The sequence below is a fragment of the Leclercia sp. M-A074-M genome, assembly GCF_965195605.1.
In the GTDB taxonomy this organism is placed as follows: Bacteria; Pseudomonadota; Gammaproteobacteria; order Enterobacterales; family Enterobacteriaceae; genus Enterobacter.
In genome coordinates, this window is sequence record NZ_CBDAHM010000002.1 from 402,116 (window position 1) to 422,975 (window position 20,860).

The following is a 20,860-nucleotide window of genomic DNA, read 5'->3' on the forward strand; positions in this document are numbered from 1 at the left end:
CCCATGTTAAGCATGGGCCTTTTTCTTTGGCTGACCTTTTCGCATACATCCTGTTTGGGAAACCCGCCGGTGTAGGCTACTGTGTAGTGACATAACAAATAAAAAACAGGAAAGCAGAGGTGGGGCAGCGAATTCCGGTTACGCTCGGCAATATTGCGCCGTTAGCACTGAAACCCTTTCGGCCAGGCCAGATTGCGCTGGTTTGCGAAGGGGGTGGGCAGCGAGGGATCTTCACGGCTGGCGTGCTGGATGAGTTTATGCGCGCGCAATTTAACCCGTTCGATCTCTATTTTGGCACCTCCGCCGGGGCGCAGAACCTCTCGGCCTACGTCTGTAATCAGCCGGGCTACGCCCGCAAAGTGATCATGCGTTACACCACCTCCCGCGACTTCTTCGATCCGTTGCGCTTTGTGCGTGGCGGCAATCTTATCGATCTCGACTGGCTGCTGGATGCTACCGCAAGCAAAATGCCGCTGGCGATGGACAACGCCTCGCGCCTGTTCGATACCGGCAAAGCCTTCTGGATGTGCGCCTGCCGCGGCGACGACTACTCGGCGAGCTATTTTTCGCCGCAAAAAGAGACCTGGCTCGATATTCTTCGCGCCACCAGCGCCATCCCCGGCTTCTACCGGACGGGGGCGCTGCTGGATGGGATAAGCTATCTCGATGGTGGTGTCAGCGATGCGGTCCCGGTGCAGGAAGCGGCCCGGCGGGGGGCAAACACCATTGTGGTGATCCGCACCGTGCCCTCGCAGATGTACTATACGCCGCAGTGGTTTAAGCGGATGGAACGCTGGCTGGGTGAAAGCAGTCTGCAACCGATGCTCAATCTGGTGTCGCACCATGAGGCGAGCTATCACGCCATCCAGCAGTTTATTGAAAAACCACCGGGTAAACTGAGGATCTTTGAAATCTATCCGCCAAAGCCGCTCAACAGCATGGCGCTGGGCAGCCGCGTACCGGCCCTGCGGGACGATTACAAAACCGGGCGTCTGTGCGGACGCTATTTCCTGGCGACGGTGGGCAAAATGCTGGCCGAGCGTCCACCGCTGCGCCGCCATCAGCGGATCATCGCCCCTGCTACGGTGGTGGTTCCCCCGGCAAGCGTGGCCAACGATGTTGTTGCCACACCGTTAATCGATGCCCCGCAGGCGAACGACACTCTGTTTGATAATGAGGATCTGGCGTGACTTACCGCTTTATTGATACCCATTGCCACTTTGATTTTTCTCCCTTCACCGGCGATGAGCCCGCCAGCATCCAGCGTGCCGCCGGAGCGGGGGTTATGGCGATCGTGGTGCCGGCCATTGATGCGGCGAGCATCGATCGCGTGCTGGATCTCGGCGCGCGCTACCCGGCGCTCTATATGGCGCTGGGTCTGCATCCGATTGTGATCGAAAACCATCAGGATGCCGATCTGGAAAAGCTGGAGGCGGCGCTCGCGGCACGTCCGGAAAGGCTGGTGGCGGTGGGGGAGATCGGCCTCGATCTCTATCGCGAGGATCCTCACTTCGAGCGGCAGGAGACGATCCTCGATGCGCAGCTGAAGCTGGCCAAACGCTACGATCTGCCGGTGATCCTCCACTCCCGGCGCACCCATGACAAGCTGGCGATGCACCTTAAGCGCCACAATCTGCCGCGTACCGGGGTGGTACACGGCTTTGCCGGCAGCCTGCAACAGGCGCAGCGCTTTGTGGCGTTGGGCTATAACATTGGCGTCGGCGGCACCATTACCTATCCCCGCGCCAACAAAACCCGTGAGGTGATGGCGCAGCTCCCCCTCTCCGCGCTGGTGCTGGAAACCGATGCCCCGGATATGCCGCTCAACGGGTTTCAGGGGCAGCCGAACCGCCCGGAGCAGGCGGCAAGGGTCTTTACCACCCTGTGTGAACTGCGCCCGGAGCCCGCGGAGGAGATCGCCCAGGCGCTGCTGGACAATACCCGCGCGCTGTTCGGCCTGTCGCTATAGATAGAGCGCCGGGCGGATCACGCTGATCTGCTCGCGCTCCAGCAGCTGCGCCAGGGGCTCAACATCCTCAGCCGTTGCGCTGCGCCAGTGCCGGGCTTCGCCATAGACGCCGTGCGCGTGAAAGGCGTTGATCCTGACGGGAACATCCCCCAACTGGCGGATAAATTTGATCAGTTCGCGACGGTGCGTCAGGTAATCACAGCGATCCGGGATCACCAGCAGGCGCAGCTCGCTCAGCCGGCTGTGCGCTGCCAGCCAGCGGATGCTGTGCTTGATGAGGGGGTTTTCGCGTCCGGTCAGATAGCGGTGGTGTTCATTACCCCAGGCCTTGAGATCCACCATCGCGCCATCAAACACCGGGAGCAGTTTCTGCCAGCCGGTTTCGCTTAGCAGGCCGTTGCTGTCCACCAGGCAGGTCAGATGCAGTAGCTGCGGATCGGCTTTTAGCCTCGAAAACAGCGCCACCAGAAACGGCAGCTGAGTGGTGGCCTCCCCGCCGCTGACGGTAATGCCGGAGATAAACGGCGCGACCTTGCGGATCTGCGCCACCATCTCTTCCACACTATAGCGCTGCGCCATAGGCGTCGCCTGCTGCGGGCACATTTGCAGGCAGGTGTCGCACTGCTGGCAATGCGCCTCATCCCACCAGACGCGCCCGGCCTGAACGTTCAGCGCCTCATGCGGGCAGTGCGGCACGCAGGCGGCGCAGTCGTTGCAACGTCCTATTGTCCACGGGTTGTGGCAGGTTTTGCAGCGCAGGTTACATCCCTGCAGAAACAGGGCCAGGCGGCTGCCGGGCCCGTCGACGCAGGAGAACGGGATAACCTTACTGACTAAAGCGCATCTGTTGTTCATGGCTTATCACGCGCGGCTGGCGCTCCAGAATGCGGGTGTTGCGGGCGGCCTCTTCTCCCAGCCAGGTGGTGTTGGTGCGGGAACCTTCTGCGCGATATTTTTCCAGCTCGGACAGCCGCACCATATAGCCCGTCACGCGAACCAGATCGTTGCCCGACACGTTGGCACTGAATTCACGCATTCCGGCGCGGAAGGCACCCAGACAGAGTTCCACCACCGCCTGCGGATTGCGTTTCACGGTTTCATCCAGCGTCAGGATGTCGCTGATCCCGGCGTGATAGTGACGGTGATGCGGGGCCACCGCCAGCAGGTGGTTGATGGGGTCGGGCTCGTCCCCATACGGCAGACGCGCCCCCGGCGTGGTGCCCACATCGGAACTGATCCCCGACTGGGCATGCAGCATGGCGCGTTTTTTCCAGCCATGTTTAACCGGGGTCGCTTCCACGAACGCTGCCAGCTGTTCGCTGATGCGATATCCCAGCGCATTAGCCTGGTCATCCTGGCCGTAGCGCCCGTTGATCCCGGCCTTTTCACACAGCACGTTCACCGCCTCAGCCAGGCCATACATACCGAACATCGGCACAAAGCTGTCGGGATCGATCAGCCCTTCTTTAACCAGGAAGCTATGCTCAAAGAAGCCGGAACGCTGGTACAGGAAGTCGCAGCGCGCATCGATAATGGCTATCTGCTGCTGGCAGTAGTGCGGCAGGGTGCAGGTAAAGAACGCCTCCACCGTCTCGCTCTGTTCGGCGATGGCTTTCAGGTTGAGGCGCACCAGGGTGCTGCCTCCGCCCGCCAGCGGCAGCGAGTTGTAACAGCTGACCACACCGTAGCCCTTTTTTGTGAAAATTTTATCATTCACCGGACCGTTGGCAATGTGCGGCTTGCTGCATTCGCAGATGTTTTTCGCCACCTCCAGCAGCAGGGAATCCGGGGTGATATCCGGATCATAAATAAAGGTAAGGTTGGGTGAAACCTGCTTAAGCTCTGCATCGGCACGTAAGATGGCGCGCGTGACTGGCCCCTCTGCCGGGCCGATATTGGCATGGACGAAGGCATCAGGCAGGGTGCGATCGAGGTAGCGCCAGAAACGTTTTATTCGAATATCGATTTCTTCTTGTGTTAGAATTTTAACATACGGCTGCAACAGCGTATCGAGATGGCCGAGAAAGACCGGCATGCCGGTGACGGAGGGAACATGGTGATAAAGGATTGTCAGCAGCGACAGCGCATCATCCAGATCCTGAGCGCCCTCCAGCTCCAGCCACGCCGAACCCTGTTTCAGGAACAGCGCATAGTCGGGCAACACGTAGCGCGGTTTGTAAGGCGCGTGGCCTTCAAACATATCGCAGATAAACCCCCCGGCCAGCGCCAGGCGCGCATCGTTATCCAGCGCGGGATAGGGCAGGTTGTTTTCCGCCTCCAGCGCCAGAAAATGGCGTTTTTGTTCGGGGCTTAACATCGGGCTTGTCACAATTTTCTGGCAACGTTGTTGCAGGGCGGCGGGTGTGGAGAGGGACATTGTCGCTTCCTTATTGTTCTGCATGGACAGAGGAAGAGTGTAAAAAGAGTCCCGCCTGCTGCCTTTGATCCTGCGCGGGTGCCTGACGCTTTAATCCGCAGTTGCAGCTTAATTATTTGAAGTTGATCGCATTACGGTAATGCAAATTTGTATGCATTTTTCATTAACTGTGATGAATGTCGAAGTGAGAATGCGGGTGAATGTTAGAATACTCACAGACCCGCAAGGTGAAATTTTACGGCTATATGCCCGGAGAATGTTATGACCGATTTAACCGCCAGCAGCCTGCGCGCACTGAAACTGATGGATCTGACCACCCTGAATGACGACGACACCAACGAAAAAGTGATCGCGCTGTGTCATCAGGCGAAAACCCCGGTGGGCACCACCGCGGCTGTCTGTATCTACCCGCGTTTCATTCCCATCGCGCGTAAGACCCTGAAAGAGCAGGGCACGCCGGAGGTGCGTATTGCCACGGTGACGAACTTCCCGCACGGCAACGACGACATCGAGATCGCGCTGGCCGAAACCCGCGCCGCCATTGCCTATGGCGCTGATGAAGTGGATGTGGTCTTCCCGTACCGCGCGCTGATCGCGGGTAACGAGCAGGTCGGTTTCGATCTGGTGAAAGCCTGTAAAGAGGCCTGCGCCGCGGCAAACGTACTGCTGAAAGTGATCATCGAAACCGGCGAACTGAAAGAAGAGGCGCTGATTCGCAAAGCGTCTGAAATCTCCATCAAAGCCGGGGCAGACTTCATTAAAACCTCCACCGGTAAAGTGCCGGTGAACGCCACTCCGGAAAGCGCACGCATCATGATGGAAGTGATCCGCGACATGGGCGTGGAAAAAACCGTGGGCTTCAAACCGGCGGGCGGCGTGCGTACCGCAGAAGATGCGCAGCAGTTCCTGGCGATTGCCGATGAGCTGTTCGGTGCCGACTGGGCCGATGCCCGTCACTACCGTTTTGGCGCATCCAGCCTGCTGGCGAGCCTGCTGAAAGCGCTGGGTCACGGCGACGGTAAGAGCGCAAGCAGCTACTAATAGCACTACTCGTTGTAAGCCGGATAAGGCGTAGCCGCCCTCCGGCGTTATTCCGCTTCGCCGGGTGGCGCTACGCTTACCCGGCCTACGGTTAGCCTTCGACTCACTTCCTCAGGGGGTTATTTTGTTTCTCGCACAAGAAATTATTCGTAAAAAACGTGATGGTCATGCTTTAAGCGACGAAGAGATCCGTTTCTTTATCAACGGCATTCGCGACAATACCATCTCTGAAGGGCAGATTGCCGCCCTGGCGATGACCATTTTCTTCCACGATATGGCGATGCCGGAGCGCGTGTCGCTGACCATGGCAATGCGGGATTCAGGAACCGTTCTGGACTGGAAAGGCCTTAACCTTAATGGCCCAATCGTGGACAAACACTCCACCGGCGGCGTGGGTGATGTCACCTCGCTGATGCTGGGGCCAATGGTCGCTGCCTGCGGCGGCTACATTCCTATGATTTCCGGGCGCGGCCTCGGTCATACCGGCGGCACGCTCGACAAACTGGAAGCCATTCCGGGCTTCGATATCTTCCCGGATGACAATCGCTTCCGCGACATCATTAAAGATGTGGGTGTGGCGATTATCGGCCAGACCAGCTCCCTTGCCCCGGCGGATAAGCGTTTTTACGCCACGCGTGACATTACCGCGACCGTCGATTCCATCCCGCTGATCACCGCCTCGATCCTCGCCAAGAAGCTGGCCGAAGGGCTGGATGCGCTGGTGATGGACGTCAAAGTGGGCAGCGGCGCCTTTATGCCGACTTACGAACTCTCAGCCCAGCTTGCCGAAGCGATTGTTGGCGTGGCTAACGGCGCTGGGGTGCGCACCACCGCGCTGCTTACCGATATGAACCAGGTGCTCGCCTCCAGCGCGGGTAACGCGGTCGAAGTCCGCGAAGCGGTGCAGTTCCTGACCGGTGAGTACCGTAACCCGCGTCTGTTTGACGTCACCATGGCGCTGTGCGTCGAGATGTTGATCTCCGGTAAGCTGGCGAAAGATGACGCCGACGCCCGCGCGAAGTTGCAGGCGGTGCTGGACAACGGCAAAGCGGCGGAGATCTTTGGCCGCATGGTGGCGGCGCAAAAAGGCCCGACCGACTTCGTGGAAAACTACGCCAAATACCTGCCTACCGCGATGCTCAGCAAAGCGGTCTATGCGGATACCGAAGGCTTTGTCTCGGCAATGGACACCCGCGCGCTGGGGATGGCGGTGGTGTCGATGGGCGGCGGTCGTCGTCAGGCTTCCGACAGCATTGATTACAGCGTCGGCTTCACCGATATGGCCCGTCTGGGCGACAGCGTTGACGGTCAACGTCCGCTGGCGGTGATCCATGCGAAGGATGAAAACAGCTGGCAGGAGGCGGCGAAAGCGGTGAAAGCGGCCATTACCCTGGCAGATAATGCCCCAGAAAGCTCGCCTTCGGTCTATCGTCGTATTACCGAATAGCGGTATACTGATCTGATCGCTTTTTTATGAAGCACTGAGTACGGAGAACATATGAAACGTGCATTTATTATGGTGCTGGACTCTTTCGGCATCGGCGCTACAGAAGATGCAGATCGCTTTGGTGACAACGGTGCAGACACCATGGGTCACATTGCTGAAGCCTGTGCAAAAGGCGAAGCGAACAACGGTCGTCAGGGCCCTCTGAATCTGCCAAACCTGACCCGCCTGGGTCTGGTTAAGGCCCACGAAGGTTCTACCGGCAACGTTGCCGCCGGTATGGACGCTAACGCGGAAGTGGTGGGCGCGTACGCCTGGGCGCACGAGCTCTCTTCCGGGAAAGACACCCCGTCAGGTCACTGGGAAATCGCCGGTGTGCCGGTTCTGTTTGACTGGGGCTATTTCTCCGATCACGAAAACAGCTTCCCGCAGGAGCTGCTCGATAAGCTGGTTGAGCGTGCGAACCTGCCGGGTTACCTCGGCAACTGCCACTCTTCCGGTACCGTCATTCTGGATCAGCTCGGCGAAGAGCACATGAAAACCGGGAAGCCGATTTTCTACACCTCCGCTGACTCTGTGTTCCAGATTGCCTGCCACGAAGAGACCTTTGGTCTGGATCGCCTGTACGAGCTGTGCGAAATCGCCCGTGAAGAGCTGACCGAAGGCGGCTACAACATTGGCCGCGTGATCGCGCGTCCGTTTGTGGGTGACAAGCCGGGCAACTTCCAGCGTACCGGTAACCGTCACGACCTGGCCGTTGAACCGCCAGCGCCGACCGTGCTGCAGAAACTGGTTGATGAGAAAGGGGGCCAGGTGGTCTCTGTCGGTAAAATCGCCGATATCTACGCTAACTGCGGCATCACCAAAAAAGTGAAAGCCACCGGTCTGGATGCGCTGTTCGACGCCACCGTCAAAGAGATGAAAGAGGCGGGTGATAACACCATCGTCTTTACCAACTTCGTGGACTTCGACTCCTCCTGGGGCCACCGTCGCGACGTTGCGGGTTATGCTGCCGGTCTGGAGCTGTTCGACCGCCGTCTGCCGGAGCTGATGGAACTGGTGGGTGAAGATGACATTCTGATCCTGACCGCCGACCACGGCTGCGACCCAACCTGGACCGGTACCGACCACACCCGCGAGCACATTCCGGTGCTGGTCTACGGTCCGAAAGTGAAACCAGGCTCTCTGGGCCATCGTGAAACTTTCGCGGATATCGGCCAGACGATTGCAAAATACTTTGGTACGTCTGACATGGAATATGGCAAAGCCATGTTCTGATGACGCTGCCCGGCGGCGCGTGGCTTGCCGGGCCTACGTTTTTTGTAGGCCGGGTAAGGCGCAGCCGCCGCCCGGCAAAACAACATACTAATAAGGGAACTGAAGATGGCAACTCCTCACATTAATGCAGAGATGGGTGATTTCGCTGACGTCGTATTGATGCCGGGCGACCCGCTGCGCGCGAAGCACATCGCCGAAACCTTCCTCGAAGATGTGCGTGAAGTGAACAACGTTCGCGGTATGCTGGGCTTCACCGGTACCTACAAAGGCCGCAAAATTTCCGTTATGGGTCACGGCATGGGTATCCCATCCTGCTCCATCTATACCAAAGAGCTGATCACCGATTTCGGCGTGAAGAAAATCATCCGCGTCGGCTCCTGCGGTGCCGTGCGTATGGACGTTAAGCTGCGTGACATCGTGATCGGCATGGGCGCCTGCACCGACTCCAAAGTTAACCGCATGCGTTTCAAAGATCATGACTTCGCGGCCATCGCCGACTTTGACATGGTGCGTAACGCCGTTGACGCCGCCAAAGCGCTGGGCGTTGATGCCCGCGTGGGCAACATCTTCTCTGCGGACCTCTTCTACGCGCCAGACGGCGGTGAGATGTTCGACGTGATGGAGAAATATGGCATCCTGGGCGTGGAGATGGAAGCGGCGGGTATCTACGGTGTGGCGGCTGAGTTCGGTGCGAAAGCCCTGACCATCTGCACCGTGTCTGACCACATCCGTACTCACGAGCAGACCACTGCCGCTGAGCGTCAGACCACCTTCAACGACATGATCAAGATCGCGCTGGAATCCGTTCTGCTGGGCGATAAAGAGTAAGATTTACTGCGGGGGCGTTCTGCCCCCGTTTTTTTATCTATTCACCTTTCACATCCAACCTCCGCATTTTTCTTTACATTTCATCTGAATATGCTATGAAATTTATTCAAGTATCTATTCATGAAACCATTCATTGATGACAGCGATTAATGATCTGCTGCTACAGGGCCCGCGTGGAGCGCCTGAGCTTCGCCAGCATCTGGGCATCAGCCAGGCGACATTTTCGCGTCTGGTGGCTACCCAGCAACAGGTGATCCAGTTTGGAAAAGCGCGCGCCACGCGCTACGCCCTGCTGCGCCCTGTGCGGGGCAGCAGCGTATTTCCTTTCTGGCAAGTGAATGCTGAGGGTCGGGCCATCAGAGGCGGGGAGATTTACCCCACCTGGCCGCAGGGAAGCTGCCTTGTGCTACAGGCTGATGGGCAATGGCAATGGTTTGATAGTCTTCCCTGGTATCTGACCGACCTTCGCCCTCAGGGTTTTTTAGGACGGGCGTGGGGCCGCCGCCTGGCACAGCAATTCTCGCTGCCGGAAGATATTCGTCTCTGGCAGGAAAGCGATGTGCTTTATGCCCTTAGCCAGTTTCCTGGTGAGCATTCCGGTGGTTGGCTGGTGGGTGAGAAGAACTACCAACGTTGGCTCTGTGCAACCCCTCCGCAGCCCATTACCGACTTTCAAAAAAACCGGGTCTATGCGCAGCTATCCCGGGAGGCGCTGGCAGGGGAGATCGTAGGTTCTTCTGCGGGTGGGGAACAACCCAAGTTCTCCTGCTTTGTCCAAACGGCAACGGGTGACGCGCATATGCTGGTCAAGTTTACTGCGCCACAAAGTAGCGCAGTCTCTGTACGATGGGGCGATCTGCTGTTTGCCGAGGCTATCGCGCACAGCACGCTTACCCGGGCAGGGCTCGCGGCAAGCGATGCCATCGCGCTACAAGGGGAAAGCGGCCAGGTTTTTCTTGAGGCTAAACGCTTTGACTGCGAAGGCGTCACGGGCAGACGCGCCATCCTCTCCCTTGAGGCGGTACAAAGTGAATTTGTCACCGCGAGCGGAGCATGGCCGCACACGGTTGAGAAGCTCGTGCAGGCTGGCATCGTAGAGGCAACCGCTGCGGGACAGGTCGAAAAGATATGGGCGTTTGGGCGCCTTATCGCTAACAGCGATATGCACGCGGGGAACCTCTCTTTTTACTATTCCGCGTTCCCGTTATCCCTTGCCCCGGTTTATGACATGTTGCCCATGGCGTTTGCGCCTTCCAGCGCGGGTATGATGCGGGAAGAGGCGTGCGAGTTGCGTTTCGATAGCACAATATCGCGTCAGGCATGGGAATTTGCCCTGCCACTGGCGGCACAATTCTGGCAGCAGGTGATGGATGAAAAGCGGATAAGTGAAAATTTCCGCACGATCGCCGCGGGGATGAAAACGCGGTTAAGCGATATTGCAGTAATGGTCCAGAGAATGGCGTGAATGTTCTGCCGGGTGGCGGCTTCGCCTTACCCGGCCTACGGTTACAGGCCCGCGCAAGCGGGCTTTTTTATTACCGTACCGCCCGTGCAATCCAGGCTGACAGCTCCCGCAGCTCTTTTTCCTGTTCCGGGAAATCGCCGATCAGGGCATCGCACTCTTGTTGCAGCCTATCCGCACGGTACAAACAGCCCTGCAGACGCGCCGCCAGCGCCTCTAGCGGCGCCGGGTTCAGGCTGTCGGTAAAGACCTGGGTACGCGAGATATGGCCCTTCTCGACGTCGAAGTGCAGCTCCACGCCGCCCCACGTAAAGCGCTCATCCAGCAGGTGCGAGAAGGCAGGCGCCTGACCGAAGTTCCACTCCCAGCTGCTCTGGCGGGCAAAGGTTTCGGCAAAGTTCGGCAGATCCGGCGTCTTGTCAGGTGAAATGAGTTCGGCTTCAACCCGCTCGCCGTAATGGGCAAAAAACGCCTCGCGGATAGCGTCGCAGATCCGCTCATGGGTGATGCCCGGCAGCAGATCCACCAGATTGGCAACCCGCCCGCGCACGGAGGTAATGCCCTTGGCCTGCAACTTTTTCTGGTCGGGATTGAGGTAGTTCGCCAGGCGGCTGAGATCGGCATTTAATAACAGGGTGCCGTGATGGAAACCCCGGTCCATCGTTTCGCGATAGGCCGAGCCGGAGACCTTCCGGTCACCTTCATCTGTTTTTACCACCAGGTCGTTGCGCCCGGAGGCTTCCGCCGTGGCCCCCAGCGCCTGCAGCGCGTTCAGAACGATGCTGGTGGAGATGGTTTTGTCGTACTCCGGCTTTCCGGCCATAAAGGTAAAGCAGGTGTTGCCGAGGTCGTGGAATACCGCGCCGCCGCCGCTGCTGCGACGGGCCAGGCGCACATTGTCCTCTTCCATGCGCCGCGTGTTGCACTCTTTCCACGGGTTTTGCGCCCGGCCAATGACCACCGTGTCGGCGTTGCGCCACAGGAACAGCACCCGCTGCGTGGCGGGCATCTGGCGGAAGATGCACTCTTCTACCGCAAGGTTAAACCAGGGATCGTATGAATCTGAGATAAGCAGACGCAATGTAGACATGCAGATTTCCTTTCCTGAAACGGTTATCGACTCAATCACTCGCTTTTCTTTTCGCTCTCTTCCTCTTCAGGCACCGATTTACTGGCGGTGAGCAGGAATGGCGACTGCTGCCAGCGGGTGCGTTTGCCCTGCAGCAGCGTGCGGGTCAGCACCACGCCGATCGCCAGCGACAACAGCAGCATCAGGCGCAGAATATTGGTGGTGTTATCCACCTGCTTGGCCTCGGTGGCCAGGGTATGGGTGTCGAGCGTCAGACGCAGATAGCCGAGCGGGCCGTTTTTACCCTGAATCGGCTCCACCAGCTGCTGGTTAAAGTAGCCGCCCGCTTTTTTACCATCCAGCGCCAGCCTGTCGCGCACGTCGACATGCTCGCCGGAGCGGGCAATGAGGGCTCCTTCTTCATCGTAAACGCTGGCATCCAGGATGCGGCTCTCTTCCGTCAGAAGATGCAGCACCTGGGTGATGCGCTTTTCATCCGGCGTTTCGGTGCGCATCAGCGGGGCGATGTTGAGCGACACCTGACGCGCAAGGGTGTGCGCCAGCTCTTCAAGCTGCGGATTACGCTGCCGTTGATGATTCTGGCTGAACCACGATGCGCCCTGCATCAGCGCCACTAACAGGGCGAGACAGGAGAGGACAATCACGGCACGATGAAGCCGGAATTTCAGTTTTGCACGAGCCATATTCCACCTGCTGAAAATTTTCGGGGTTAATGTTGCCAGAAGTGATGGTTACAAGGTAGCCTCATGCGTTATTTTCCCTCCCCTGGATGATTCCCGGCGCGAACGATTTTACAGGAGCTTTAATGCCAAACATTACCTGGTGCGACCTGCCCAATGATCTCTCTCTCTGGCCAGGATTGCCGCTCTCATTAAGTGGTGATGAGGTAATGCCACTGGATTACCATGCTGGTCGTAGCGGCTGGCTGCTGTATGGACGCGGCCTGGATAAACAGCAGTTAACGACGTATCAGCGCAAGCTGGGCGCGGCAATGGTGATCGTGGCAGCCTGGTGTGTGGAAGATTATCAGGTGATTCGTCTGGCCGGTTCTCTGACCCAGCGTGCCACCCGTCTGGCGCATGATGCGGGTCTCGATGTCGCGCCGCTGGGTAAAATCCCGCATCTGAAAACGCCGGGCTTGCTGGTGATGGACATGGATTCAACCGCCATCCAGATCGAGTGCATCGACGAAATTGCTAAACTGGCGGGTACTGGCGAGATGGTGGCCGAAGTGACCGAACGGGCCATGCGCGGCGAACTGGACTTCACCGCCAGCCTGAAACAGCGCGTGGCGACCCTGAAAGATGCCGACGCAAATATCCTGATGCAGGTCCGGGAAAAGCTCCCCCTGATGCCGGGGCTGGTGCAGCTGGTGCTGAAGCTGGAAACCCTGGGCTGGAAAGTGGCCATCGCCTCCGGCGGGTTCACCTTCTTTGCCGAGTATCTGCGTGACAAGCTGCGCCTGGACGCGGTGGTCGCCAACGAGCTTGAGATCCGCGACGGCAAACTGACCGGAAACGTGGTTGGCGATATCGTTGATGCCCAGTTCAAGGCCAACACCCTGACGCGTCTGGCGGAAAAATATGAGATCCCGGTTGCCCAGACGGTGGCCATTGGCGACGGCGCGAACGATCTGCCGATGATTAAAGTGGCCGGGCTTGGCATCGCCTACCATGCCAAACCGACCGTGAACGAAAAGACGGAAGTCACTATCCGTCATGCTGACCTGATGGGGGTGTTCTGCATTCTCTCTGGCAGCGTAAACCAGAAATAAAGAGGTAAAACGTGGCGAAAGCTCCAAAACGCGCATTTGTCTGTAATGAATGTGGTGCGGATTATCCGCGCTGGCAGGGGCAGTGCAGCGCCTGTCATGCCTGGAACACCATCACCGAAGTGCGCGGAGTTGCCGCTTCACCCACCGTTGCCCGTAATGAGCGTCTGAGCGGTTATGCGGGCAACGCAGGCGTATCGAAAGTCCAGAAGCTCTCCGACATCAGCCTTGAAGCCCTGCCGCGCTTCTCAACCGGTTTTAAAGAGTTTGACCGGGTGCTGGGCGGCGGCGTGGTGCCGGGCAGCGCCATTCTGATTGGCGGAAACCCGGGCGCCGGGAAATCGACCCTGCTGCTGCAAACCCTCTGCAAGCTGGCGGCGCAGATGAAAACACTCTACGTCACCGGGGAGGAGTCGCTGCAGCAGGTGGCGATGCGTGCCCACCGGCTGGGGCTGCCCACCAGCGAGCTGAATATGCTCTCCGAAACCAGCATCGAGCAGATCTGCATGATTGCTGAAGAAGAGCAGCCGAAGCTGATGGTGATCGACTCCATTCAGGTGATGCACATGGCCGATATCCAGTCGTCGCCGGGGAGCGTCGCCCAGGTGCGCGAAACTGCCGCCTACCTGACGCGCTTTGCGAAAACGCGCGGCGTGGCGATCATCATGGTCGGCCACGTCACCAAAGATGGCGCCCTGGCGGGGCCGAAAGTGCTGGAGCACTGTATCGACTGCTCCGTGATGCTGGATGGTGACGCCGATACCCGTTTCCGTACCCTGCGCAGCCATAAGAACCGCTTTGGCGCGGTGAATGAGCTGGGCGTCTTTGCCATGACCGAGCAGGGGCTGCGTGAAGTGAGCAACCCGTCCGCCATCTTCCTGAGCCGCGGCGACGAAGTCACCTCCGGCAGCTCGGTAATGGTGGTCTGGGAAGGGACGCGCCCGCTGCTGGTGGAGATCCAGGCCCTGGTCGATCACTCGATGATGGGCAATCCCCGTCGCGTGGCGGTGGGGCTGGAGCAAAACCGTCTGGCAATTTTGCTGGCGGTGCTGCACCGTCACGGCGGCCTGCAGATGGCGGATCAGGATGTGTTTGTCAACGTGGTCGGCGGCGTCAAGGTCACCGAAACCAGTGCCGACCTGGCGCTGCTGCTGGCGATGGTCTCCAGCCTACGTGATCGCCCGTTGCCGCAGGATCTGGTGGTCTTTGGCGAGGTCGGCCTGGCCGGCGAAATCCGCCCGGTGCCGAGTGGTCAGGAGCGCATCTCCGAGGCGGCAAAACATGGCTTCCGCCGGGCGATTGTCCCCGCCGCCAACGTGCCGAAAAAAGTGCCGGAAGGGATGAAGGTCTTTGGCGTGAAAAAACTTGCTGATGCGTTAAATGTCTTTGACGACTTATAATTACCTGATCGATGTTGCAGGAGGCACCATAATTTATGTCGTCATTTGACTATATCAAGACCGCGATCCGCCAGAAAGGCTGCACCTTGCAGCAGGTGGCGGAAGCCAGCGGTATGACCAAGGGCTATTTAAGCCAGCTGCTGAATGCCAAAATCAAAAGCCCCAGCGCGCAGAAGCTGGAAGCGCTGCACCGCTTTCTGGGGCTTGAGTTTCCACGTATGCAGAAGAACATCGGCGTGGTGTTCGGCAAGTTTTATCCGCTGCATACCGGGCATATCTACCTCATCCAGCGCGCCTGTAGCCAGGTGGACGAGCTGCACATCATCATGGGCTACGACGACAAGCGCGACCGCGAGCTGTTTGAAGCGAGCGCCATGTCCCAGCAGCCCACCGTCCCGGACCGCCTGCGCTGGCTGCTTCAGACCTTCAAGTACCAGAAAAACATCCGCATTCATGCCTTTAACGAAGAGGGGATGGAGCCCTATCCCCACGGCTGGGATGTCTGGAGCAACGGTATAAAAGCCTTTATGGAAGAGAAAGGGATCCAGCCAAACTGGATCTACACCTCTGAAGAGTCTGACGCCTCGCAATATCCCGAACATCTGGGCACCGAAACGGTGCTGATCGACCCTAAACGTACCTTTATGAATATCAGTGGCGCCCAGATCCGCGAAAACCCGTTCCGCTACTGGGAATACATCCCGACGGAAGTGAAGCCGTTCTTCGTGCGCACCGTGGCGATCCTCGGTGGTGAGTCCAGCGGTAAGTCCACGCTGGTCAACAAGCTGGCGAACATCTTCAACACCACCAGCGCCTGGGAGTATGGCCGGGATTACGTCTTCTCGCACCTCGGCGGCGACGAGATGGCGCTGCAATATTCCGACTACGACAAGATTGCACTGGGGCACGCCCAGTACATTGATTTTGCGGTGAAATACGCCAATAAAGTGGCGTTTGTCGATACCGATTTCGTCACTACCCAGGCGTTCTGTAAAAAATATGAAGGGCGCGAGCACCCGTTTGTGCAGGCGCTGATCGACGAGTACCGCTTCGACTTAGTGATCCTGCTGGAGAACAACACCCCCTGGGTGGCGGACGGGATGCGCAGCCTGGGCAGCTCGGTGGACAGGAGAGAGTTCCAGACCATGCTGGTGGAGATGCTTGAAGCGAACAATATCGACTTTGTGCATGTGGAAGAGGCGGACTATGACAACCGATTCCTGCGCTGCGTGGAGCTGGTGAAAGAGATGATGGGCGAGAAGGGGTAAGCCCTTTGCCGCTCTGTTTGCCGGGCCGACAAAACCGTAGGCCGGGTAAGGCGAAGCCGCCACCCGGCACACATAAAAACGGCAACCCGTGGGTTGCCGTTTTGCCTTTACTTGGCGATACGCTTGTACTTGATACGCTTTGGCTCCAGCGCGTCGGCGCCCAGCGTGCGTTTCTTGTACTCTTCGTATTCGGTGAAGTTACCTTCGAAGAACTCCACTTTACCCTCATCCTGATAATCCAGAATGTGGGTTGCGATACGGTCGAGGAACCAACGGTCGTGGGAGATCACCATGGCGCAGCCCGGGAACTCCAGCAGGGCGTTTTCCAGCGCGCGCAGGGTTTCGATGTCGAGGTCGTTGGTCGGTTCATCGAGCAGCAGCATGTTACCGCCAACCTGCAGCAGTTTTGCCAGATGCAGACGACCACGCTCACCGCCGGACAGCTCGCCCACGCGTTTACCCTGATCAACCCCTTTAAAGTTAAAGCGGCCCACATAGGCGCGGCTTGGCATTTCGGTGTTGCCGATACGCATGATATCCAGGCCGCCGGAAACTTCTTCCCAGACGGTTTTGCTGTTATCCATTGCGTCGCGGAACTGATCCACGGAGGCCAGCTTCACGGTTTCGCCGAGGGTGATGGTGCCGCTGTCAGGCTGTTCCTGACCGGACATCATGCGGAACAGGGTCGATTTACCCGCGCCGTTCGGACCGATGATGCCGACGATCGCGCCTTTCGGTACCGAGAAGCTCAGATCGTCGATCAGCACGCGATCGCCGTAGGATTTACGCAGGTTGCTGACTTCAACCACTTTGTCACCCAGACGGGCTCCAGGTGGAATAAACAGTTCGTTGGTTTCGTTACGTTTCTGGTATTCGGTGTTGTTCAGCTCTTCGAAGCGCGCCAGACGGGCTTTGCCCTTAGACTGACGGCCTTTAGTGCCCTGACGAACCCACTCCAGCTCTTTCTCAATGGATTTGCGACGGGCCGCTTCCTGAGAGGCTTCCTGCGCCAGACGCTGGTCTTTCTGCTCCAGCCAGGAGGAGTAGTTACCTTCCCACGGAATACCTTCCCCGCGGTCCAGCTCCAGGATCCAGCCGGCAACGTTATCAAGGAAGTAACGGTCGTGGGTGATCGCCACCACGGTGCCTTCGAAGTCGTGCAGGAAGCGTTCCAGCCACGCCACAGATTCCGCATCCAGGTGGTTGGTGGGTTCGTCGAGCAGCAGCATGTCTGGCTTTTCCAGCAGCAGACGGCACAGCGCCACGCGGCGGCGCTCACCACCGGAGAGGTTGGCGATTTTTGCATCCCAGTCTGGCAGGCGCAGGGCATCGGCCGCACGCTCCAGCTGCACGTTCAGGTTATGACCGTCGTGTGCCTGGATGATCTCTTCATATTTACCCTGCTGGGCCGCGAGCTTATCGAAGTCTGCATCCGGCTCTGCGTACTTCGCGTACACCTCGTCCAGACCTTTCAGCGCGTTAACCACTTCGGAAACGGCTTCTTCAACAGATTCACGAACGGTGTGCTCCGGGTTCAGCTGCGGTTCCTGGGGCAGGTAACCGATTTTAAGGCCAGGCTGCGGACGGGCTTCACCTTCGATCTCTGTATCGATGCCCGCCATGATGCGCAGCAAGGTGGACTTACCGGCACCGTTGAGACCCAGCACACCAATTTTTGCGCCCGGGAAGAAGCTCAGCGAGATATTTTTAAGAATATGACGTTTCGGCGGTACCACTTTGCCGACACGATGCATGGTATAAACGAATTGAGCCACGTTGGACTTCGCCTCTTTTATCGTGATGAGAATAGTGGCGAAGTGTAGCCTTTTTCCCCGCCTAATCCCAGCCATCGACGGCAGGAGTGTTAAAACGCGCAAGAAAGGTAAAAATGTGTCGGTAACGTGGCGCGTTGCGGGATGCCTGGTTAGCATAAGTTAATTACGTTTTTGCGCGGCACGATGCTGCATTTAATGACGATTAACAGAGGATGAGCGTGTGGTAAAAGCCAAACAAGTGGGCTGGCGACTGTTGGCTGCCAGCGTCTGCGTGCTGACCATCAGCAGCGCGGCGCGAGCCGATTCACTGGATGAACAACGTAACCGCTATGCCCAGATCAAACAGGCATGGGATCAGCGACAGATGGAGACGGTGCAGGCCTTGATGCCGACGTTGAAAGATTACCCGCTCTACCCCTATCTGGAATACCGCCAGCTCACCGACGATCTGATGAACCAGCCGACGATCACCGTCCAAAACTTTATCCAGGCCAACCCGACGCTGCCTCCGGCGCGTACCCTACAGTCGCGCTTTGTCAACGAGCTGGCCCGCCGTGAAGACTGGCGCGGCCTGCTGGCCTTTAGCCCTGAAAAACCCGGTACCACCGAAGCGCAGTGTAACTACTACTACGCGAAGTGGGCGACAGGCCAGCAGGAAGAGGCCTGGAACGGCGCCAAAGCGCTATGGCTCACCGGTAAAAGCCAGCCCAACGCCTGCGACTCGCTGTTCGGCGCCTGGCGCGCCTCCGGCAAGCAGGATCCTTTAGCGTATCTGGAGCGCATCCGTCTGGCGATGAAAGCGGGCAACACCCGTCTGGTGACCGCGCTCGCCGGACAGATGCCGCCGGAGTATCAGACCATCTCCAGCGCGCTGATCCAGCTGGCGAACGATCCGAAGACGGTGATGGACTTTGCCCGCACCACGGGCGCCACCGATTTTACCCGCCAGATGGCGGCAGTGGCGTTCACCAGCGTGGCGCGGGACGACGTGGAAAACGCCCGGTTGATGATCCCATCCCTTGCCCAGGCGCAGCAGCTCAATGAGGATCAGACCCAGGAGCTGCGCGATATCGTGGCGTGGCGACTGATGGGCAGCGATGTCACCGATGAACAGGCGCGCTGGCGCGATGACGCCATCATGCGTTCCCAGTCCACCTCGCTGGTGGAGCGCCGCGTGCGCATGGCGCTGGGCAACGGCGATCGCCGCGGCCTGAATACCTGGCTGGCGCGCTTGCCGATGGAGGCGAAAGAGAAGGATGAATGGCGCTACTGGCAGGCGGATCTTCTGCTGGAGCGGGGGCGTGAGGAGGAGGCGAAATCCATTCTGCACAGCCTGATGCAGCAGCGCGGTTTCTATCCGATGGTCGCGGCCCAGCGACTCGGCGAGGAGTACACCTTAAAGATTGATAAAGCGCCGTCCGGCGTCAACGCGGCTCTGGTAAATGGGCCGGAGATGGCGCGGGTGCGCGAGCTGATGTACTGGAATCTGGACAACACCGCCCGCAGCGAATGGGCGAACCTGGTCACCAGCCGCACCGTCGACGAAAAAGCGCAGCTGGCGCGCTATGCCTTTGATAATCACTGGTGGGATCTCAGCGTCCAGGCGACGATCGCCGGTAAGCTGTGGGATCATCTTGAGGAGCGTTTCCCGCTGGCCTATAAGGATCTGTTCGAACGCTATACCCGCGGCAAAACTATCCCGCAGAGCTATGCGATGGCGATTGCCCGTCAGGAGAGCGCCTGGAACCCGAAAGTGCGCTCGCCGGTGGGGGCCAGCGGTCTGATGCAGGTGATGCCCGCCACCGCCGCCCATACGGTGAAGAAGTTTAGTATCCCGGGTTACACCAGCCCGTCGCAGCTGCTGGATCCGGAGACCAATATCAATATTGGCACCACCTATCTGCAGAGCGTCTACGATCAGTTCGGCGATAACCGTATCTTCGCCTCGGCGGCCTATAACGCCGGTCCGGGCCGCGTGCGCACCTGGCTTGGCAACAGTGCCGGCCGCATTGACGCGGTGGCGTTTGTCGAGAGCATTCCGTTCTCAGAAACCCGCGGCTATGTGAAGAACGTCCTGGCGTATGATGCTTACTATCGCTACTTCATGGGAGAGAAAGATACCCTGATGAGCGACAGTGAGTGGCAGCGACGTTACTGATCGGTGGGGTTATGTTATGCTTGTACTCGTTTAAGAGTACGAAAGGCGGCATAACATGACCCAGCATTCCCCTTATTCATCGGCGATGGCCGAGCAACGTCATCAGGAGTGGCTTCGTTTTGTGGAGCTGCTTCGTCAGTCTTATGAACAGGATCTGCATCTGCCGCTGCTGCAGCTGATGCTGACCCCCGACGAGCGCGAGGCGCTGGGCACCCGGGTGCGGATCATCGAGGAGCTGCTGCGCGGTGAGATGAGCCAGCGCGAGCTGAAAAGCGAGCTGGGGGCGGGGATCGCCACCATCACCCGCGGATCGAACAGCCTGAAATCGGCGCCGGTTGAATTGCGCCAGTGGCTGGAGCAGGTGCTGCTGAAAAACGCCTGATGGCGCTGCGCTTATCAGGCCTACACAAGACGTGTGTACCGTAGGCCGGATAAGGCGTAATTACCTGTATATCGCGTTATGAAACGGACTTAACGCCAGGATCACCGCCTGATGGTAAACGCTTGAGCGCGTCAGCGCCCCGGCGGTAAAGACCCCAATCGCCCCCTCTTTGCGCCCAATCTCATCAATGCCGGTGTATTTCGACATCACCGGCCCAAGGGCTTCCCCTTCGCGCACTTTATCCAGGATGATCTCCGGAAGGGGCAGGGTAGCGGAACGGGCTTCGCCGCGCTGCTCCCGGCTCTCGATAACCACCCAGCTAAAAGTTGCGCCTTCGTCAATGCCCGCTTCAATCGCCACCCAAAAGTCCGCATCTGGACAGGCGGCCTTCGCATTGGCTACGCGGTTCCGTGCGCCAGCGCGGGTTTCTTCGCTGCCGATTGGCTGTTCCGGGACGCCGCTCTCGACGTTGAGGGATTCAATATGGCAGGATCCTTCGCCGAAGATCTCGTCAAATGCCCTTTGAATTGCCTGAATTTTGGCAGGATTAGTGGTAGCAGAGACAACCTGGTGCATAATTAAGCCTAACTCTAAAAATATCATCGCAGTATAACGGA

18 protein-coding genes are annotated in these 20,860 nt (G+C 58.5%); 12 read left to right on the forward strand and 6 right to left on the reverse strand.

Features of this window, described 5'->3' with window-relative positions:
• The first annotated feature begins 119 nt into the window (after positions 1–119).
• Entirely contained in the window at positions 120–1,190 is a 1,071-nt protein-coding gene (locus ACOKCT_RS05610) for a patatin-like phospholipase family protein (RefSeq protein WP_103178171.1), read from the forward strand.
• Entirely contained in the window at positions 1,187–1,969 is a 783-nt protein-coding gene (locus ACOKCT_RS05615) for a TatD family hydrolase (RefSeq protein WP_103178172.1), read from the forward strand. Before ACOKCT_RS05610 ends, ACOKCT_RS05615 begins: the two co-directional genes overlap by 4 nt.
• Here the strand turns inward: ACOKCT_RS05615 and ACOKCT_RS05620 are convergent.
• Complete coding sequence (locus tag ACOKCT_RS05620; protein WP_103178173.1) at positions 1,964–2,824, reverse strand: YjjW family glycine radical enzyme activase; 861 nt, start codon at positions 2,822–2,824, stop codon at positions 1,964–1,966. The genes ACOKCT_RS05615 and ACOKCT_RS05620 overlap by 6 nt on opposite strands.
• Positions 2,796–4,346 carry a YjjI family glycine radical enzyme gene (locus ACOKCT_RS05625; protein ID WP_180209058.1) on the reverse strand — a complete coding sequence of 517 codons (1,551 nt, stop codon included), beginning with the start codon at positions 4,344–4,346 and terminating at the stop codon, positions 2,796–2,798. The genes ACOKCT_RS05620 and ACOKCT_RS05625 overlap by 29 nt, the downstream gene beginning before the upstream one ends.
• A gap of 261 nt (positions 4,347–4,607) precedes the next feature.
• Between ACOKCT_RS05625 and deoC the strand changes: the two genes are divergently transcribed.
• From deoC to yjjJ, 5 genes are all read left to right on the forward strand, one after another.
• Positions 4,608–5,387 carry a deoxyribose-phosphate aldolase gene (gene deoC / locus ACOKCT_RS05630; RefSeq protein WP_168192000.1) on the forward strand — a complete coding sequence of 260 codons (780 nt, stop codon included), beginning with the start codon at positions 4,608–4,610 and terminating at the stop codon, positions 5,385–5,387.
• A 124-nt stretch (positions 5,388–5,511) separates the two neighbouring features.
• Entirely contained in the window at positions 5,512–6,834 is a 1,323-nt protein-coding gene (gene deoA / locus ACOKCT_RS05635; RefSeq protein WP_103178176.1) for a thymidine phosphorylase, read from the forward strand.
• A 51-nt stretch (positions 6,835–6,885) separates the two neighbouring features.
• Complete coding sequence (deoB, locus tag ACOKCT_RS05640) at positions 6,886–8,109, forward strand: phosphopentomutase (protein WP_103178177.1); 1,224 nt, start codon at positions 6,886–6,888, stop codon at positions 8,107–8,109.
• A gap of 105 nt (positions 8,110–8,214) precedes the next feature.
• Positions 8,215–8,937, forward strand: a complete 723-nt coding sequence (deoD, locus tag ACOKCT_RS05645) for a purine-nucleoside phosphorylase (protein ID WP_103178178.1) — start codon at positions 8,215–8,217, stop codon at positions 8,935–8,937.
• Between the two features lie 136 nt (positions 8,938–9,073).
• Positions 9,074–10,402, forward strand: a complete 1,329-nt coding sequence (gene yjjJ / locus ACOKCT_RS05650; protein WP_420193260.1) for a type II toxin-antitoxin system HipA family toxin YjjJ — start codon at positions 9,074–9,076, stop codon at positions 10,400–10,402.
• Positions 10,403–10,472: 70 nt separating this feature from the next.
• Here yjjJ and lplA read toward each other — a convergent pair whose 3' ends face one another.
• Together lplA and ACOKCT_RS05660 are read right to left on the reverse strand one after the other, a co-directional pair.
• Positions 10,473–11,489 (reverse strand): lipoate--protein ligase LplA, encoded by a 1,017-nt coding sequence (gene lplA / locus ACOKCT_RS05655; protein WP_103178180.1) that lies wholly within the window; start codon positions 11,487–11,489, stop codon positions 10,473–10,475.
• A gap of 35 nt (positions 11,490–11,524) precedes the next feature.
• A complete protein-coding gene (locus ACOKCT_RS05660) occupies positions 11,525–12,172 on the reverse strand; it encodes a YtjB family periplasmic protein (protein WP_103178181.1) in 648 nt (215 codons plus the stop codon).
• Between the two features lie 122 nt (positions 12,173–12,294).
• Between ACOKCT_RS05660 and serB the strand changes: the two genes are divergently transcribed.
• Genes serB through nadR form a run of 3 tightly spaced genes read left to right on the forward strand, consistent with a single transcriptional unit; the run spans position 12,295 to position 15,928 of the window.
• The gene (gene serB / locus ACOKCT_RS05665; protein ID WP_103178182.1) at positions 12,295–13,263 is read left to right on the forward strand and encodes a phosphoserine phosphatase; all 969 of its coding nucleotides are present in this window, start codon (positions 12,295–12,297) and stop codon (positions 13,261–13,263) included.
• A gap of 11 nt (positions 13,264–13,274) precedes the next feature.
• Positions 13,275–14,660 (forward strand): DNA repair protein RadA, encoded by a 1,386-nt coding sequence (gene radA, locus ACOKCT_RS05670; protein WP_103823183.1) that lies wholly within the window; start codon positions 13,275–13,277, stop codon positions 14,658–14,660.
• A gap of 35 nt (positions 14,661–14,695) precedes the next feature.
• Positions 14,696–15,928: a multifunctional transcriptional regulator/nicotinamide-nucleotide adenylyltransferase/ribosylnicotinamide kinase NadR gene (gene nadR / locus ACOKCT_RS05675; RefSeq protein WP_103178184.1), complete on the forward strand. Its 1,233-nt coding sequence runs from the start codon at positions 14,696–14,698 to the stop codon at positions 15,926–15,928.
• Between the two features lie 107 nt (positions 15,929–16,035).
• On the opposite strand, the gene ettA is transcribed toward nadR, so the two are convergent.
• Positions 16,036–17,703, reverse strand: a complete 1,668-nt coding sequence (gene ettA, locus ACOKCT_RS05680; protein WP_103178185.1) for an energy-dependent translational throttle protein EttA — start codon at positions 17,701–17,703, stop codon at positions 16,036–16,038.
• A 220-nt stretch (positions 17,704–17,923) separates the two neighbouring features.
• On the opposite strand from ettA, the gene sltY reads away from it, so the two are divergent.
• Positions 17,924–19,861 carry a murein transglycosylase gene (sltY, locus tag ACOKCT_RS05685; protein ID WP_103178186.1) on the forward strand — a complete coding sequence of 646 codons (1,938 nt, stop codon included), beginning with the start codon at positions 17,924–17,926 and terminating at the stop codon, positions 19,859–19,861.
• A gap of 55 nt (positions 19,862–19,916) precedes the next feature.
• A complete protein-coding gene (gene trpR, locus ACOKCT_RS05690; protein WP_103178187.1) occupies positions 19,917–20,243 on the forward strand; it encodes a trp operon repressor in 327 nt (108 codons plus the stop codon).
• A gap of 60 nt (positions 20,244–20,303) precedes the next feature.
• Here the strand turns inward: trpR and yjjX are convergent, their stop codons facing one another.
• Positions 20,304–20,819, reverse strand: a complete 516-nt coding sequence (yjjX, locus tag ACOKCT_RS05695; RefSeq protein WP_159340007.1) for an inosine/xanthosine triphosphatase — start codon at positions 20,817–20,819, stop codon at positions 20,304–20,306.
• Between the last annotated feature and the right edge of the window lie 41 nt (positions 20,820–20,860).